Below are 3084 nucleotides of genomic sequence, written 5' to 3'. Positions count from 1 at the left end.
GCATCAGGCGGCCGCATTAACAAGATCCGATGACACAAGCACGGGGCCGTTGACGTCGGCTTGTTCGTACATCCTGTGAAGCGTTTGTTCGGACATGTCGAGAAAGCCGGCGACCGCCATGGTCGATCCGACCTGCTGCGGTGCAGCGATCCGCCTCAATGGCCAGCCCGCTCGCCGAAGAATGCGCTCCATACGTGTATCAGTGACTGTCACGATGCTGTCTGCGCGCGCGCCGCGTACTGCCTCCATCATGGCGGCGAAGAGGATAAACGTTGCGCGGTTGAGACTATTGGGCGCCTGCTCCGCGACAAGACTGGTGTCAACGCAAAAGCGTGAGCTTTCGAGAATTCTTTCGTCATGCGGCGCTGGCGTCCCGCCGAGCAGAACGGGAAAGGTGTCGGCCAACATGGTTGGTCCGGTCGTCGGAAGCAGACGAACCGAACCAACCGGCTCTCCGGCGTCTGCCATGAGCATGAGATAAGTCGGCCCGAGAGTGTCATACACATCGAGCTCGAATTCACCCGAGACCGACACTGACCAGTCGAGGCGGTCCTTGAAGACCCGGCGCCGCAGCCGATACATCGCCGCGAGCAACTCCAGATGACGACCAAATTGAGAGGTGTGAAGTGCGATGGCATGCATAGCGACCTCCTGAAATTATCGGGAGGCCTCAAAACCAGAAAGAGAGTTGCTAATCGCCTGTCAAATTTTACAGGTAACACTTATTCAGTTTGATTACGCTAGACCTTTTTGGACAGAACACAATACAACATGCCCGGCGCGACGAGCGCCAGGTCTTTTGTGCATCTCGCGAAATGGGAGGGTGTGGATGATTAGGACAACAAACCGCGCCGCAGCGCCTCGGCGACGCATTGGGCAATAGATGCTGCACCTAGTTTGCGGCGCGCGTTCTCAAGATGAAACACGACAGTTCGCGGTGCAATCTGGACCAGCACCGCGATATCGACGACAGCTTTTCCGCGCGCGGTCCAGGCAAGGCATTGGCGCTCGCGCTGAGTGAGTTCACTTGCGGCGAGTTTACTGGCAGAGAGTTCGTCAAGTCTGGCGGCGACATAACAATGAAAGTGCAACCCGACGAGGTGTACCAGATCCTTCCCGTCGGCCACGAGCCGCTCCGGGTGAACCTCCCGGTCGCCCGTCGCCAGCGTAAATGCAGCCATCCGTCCAAATCCACTCCTGATTGGCACAGTGATGCCTGATCTAATCCCGAAGGTCGTCGCTTCATCGAAGAACCGGCGCTGCTCGCGGTTTCCGGCCAGGGTTGACGCCTCGCCTCCCCAGCTGAACAGCGCGTGCTCGGCACGCGCGCGGCGCACCACAGGATCGAGCTGCTGATATCCAAGCTGGAAGTACCGGCTGGTCCAGGATTTTGGATAGGACGAGATCAACATCGGCGTCTCGCCCGTCAGGCGCAGATAGGCAAATCGCTGGAAGCCGAGCCTCTGTGTTAGCCGCGTTGCGACACGCTCGAATTCATCCGCGTTGGTTGCGGTTTGGATGGCATCAATAAATTCCTGGAAGATGCTTTCGACCGGGCTCATTCCGGCTCTACCATTTGAACATAATCGACGTGCTTCCTAATGACCTCACCCTCGCCCTTGGCGAAGAAGCTGCTCGGCCTACCAGGTCGCGCGAGCTCCCGCCAGAACAGCCACGCGCTCGAGACCGGGTGGCCGAGCTGGAGGCGCACACGAAGACCCTGCCCGTCGATGTACCGGCATCATCTATGCAACCCATTCGGACAGGATTTCGGCAAACTCGGAAAAGCCGTGCGAACGGTGAGCCCCGCCAAGAGACTAAATTGCCATCTTATCCTTTTTCAAAGTGAAAACCTGCAACGCAGCCGTACAAGAGCTAGAGAATCTCTTACAATCAACCTTGTTGTCGTTTCCCTTGAAGACTTTCAATCGCCCGAATTAACAGGGTTTCCGTCATCTTGAAAGTATCATTTCTTGAGATCCATGTTAGAGAATCTAACACCTAGGCATGCGCAAAATTCCACCTTTCACCGCTCTTCGTGCCTTTGAGGCGGTGTCACGCCATGAAAGCGTCACGCAAGCTGCCGCTGAACTGAATGTCAGCCACAGCGCTGTCAGCCAACAGTTGCGCCTGCTGGAAGGATATTTCTCCCGCAAATTGGTGCGGAAGGCTGGCAACCGCATTGAATTGACGCCTGCAGCACGTTCTTACGCTCATGATGTACGCAAGAGCCTCGATCTGTTGGCCGTTGCTTCGGAGGACTTTGCCAGCTCCGGCTCCGCACACTGCATCCGCATCAACGCGACGCCGTCGTTTGCGATGCGATGGCTCATCCCCCGTATCGCGGCCTTTCAGCGACTGAATCCGCGTATCGAAATTCGACTTGAAACCTCTAACACCGATGAGTTCGAGTCGAGCGTCGAGCAAAGTGATCTTGTCATCCGCCGCTATCCTATGAAAAAGGCCGGACTAGCTTGCCGTCATCTTCTCGATGACGAAGCCGTGGCGGTCGTCTCGCCAGTGCTGCTGTCGGAATTGAAAGTACGTCATGCTAAGGATTTGACGCGGTGCCCGCTACTGCACATGAAAAGCCGTATCTCGGCTTGGCCAGACTGGTTCCGCAAGGCTGGTATAGATATCAGTCAGACGCCACGTGGCCAAGTCTTTGACCACTTCTTTCTCTGCATAGAGGCAGCAATCAACGGCTATGGTATTGCTCTTGTGCCGGAGGCTCTCGTTTCGCTGGACATTGCAGAACGGCGCCTTGGAATTCTTTTTCCTCAATCACGCATCATTGGCTCTGGGTTCTACGGCCTATTCAACCCCTCAGCGCGCAAAGCAAGAAGTGTTGAACAGTTTATCACATGGCTGACTCAAGAAGACTAACTCCACGTGAAGACGTCGACTGGGTTGAGTGGCTCTGCCTGTCGCCCCCCGCAATTAAACACTTCGCGGCAAAGCCGGGCACGTCAGGTTGAAGAGCTCCCACATGGACCCGGATCTCGGTGGTGCCGCTTTCGTCCACATCTTCTAGGTGGTGTGGACATTTAGCGGAGCCATAGGACGATGGCGGCGAGAGTAACG

3 protein-coding genes are annotated in these 3084 nt (G+C 56.3%); 1 reads left to right on the top strand and 2 read right to left on the bottom strand.

The genetic code is table 11. From position 1 onward, the window contains the following. Nucleotides 1-3 precede the first annotated feature (3 nt). A complete protein-coding gene (locus tag KJQ96_RS38265; RefSeq protein ID WP_213291132.1) occupies nucleotides 4-642 on the bottom strand; it encodes an acyl-homoserine-lactone synthase in 639 nt (212 codons plus the stop codon). Between the two features lie 191 nt (nucleotides 643-833). Next, nucleotides 834-1562, bottom strand: coding sequence for an autoinducer binding domain-containing protein (locus KJQ96_RS38260; RefSeq protein ID WP_213253713.1), 729 nt, complete (start codon nucleotides 1560-1562; stop codon nucleotides 834-836). A 445-nt stretch (nucleotides 1563-2007) separates the two neighbouring features. Between KJQ96_RS38260 and KJQ96_RS38255 the strand changes: the two genes are divergently transcribed. Continuing rightward, entirely contained in the window at nucleotides 2008-2886 is an 879-nt protein-coding gene (locus KJQ96_RS38255; protein WP_213253712.1) for a LysR substrate-binding domain-containing protein, read from the top strand. The last annotated feature ends 198 nt before the right edge of the window (nucleotides 2887-3084 follow it).

The organism is Bradyrhizobium sp. sGM-13 (assembly GCF_018398875.1).
GTDB lineage: Bacteria > Pseudomonadota > Alphaproteobacteria > Rhizobiales > Xanthobacteraceae > Bradyrhizobium.
The sequence above is the reverse complement of the archived record's forward strand: the minus strand, read 5'-3'. Positions and strand labels throughout refer to the sequence as shown.

Bases quoted from the DNA above. Each gene is read 5' to 3' on its own strand.
- KJQ96_RS38265 (WP_213291132.1), bottom strand. From the start codon at position 642: ATGCATGCCATCGCACTTCACACCTCTCAATTTGGTCGTCATCTGGAG.
- KJQ96_RS38260 (WP_213253713.1), bottom strand. From the start codon at position 1,562: ATGAGCCCGGTCGAAAGCATCTTCCAGGAATTTATTGATGCCATCCAA.
- KJQ96_RS38255 (WP_213253712.1), top strand. From the start codon at position 2,008: ATGCGCAAAATTCCACCTTTCACCGCTCTTCGTGCCTTTGAGGCGGTG.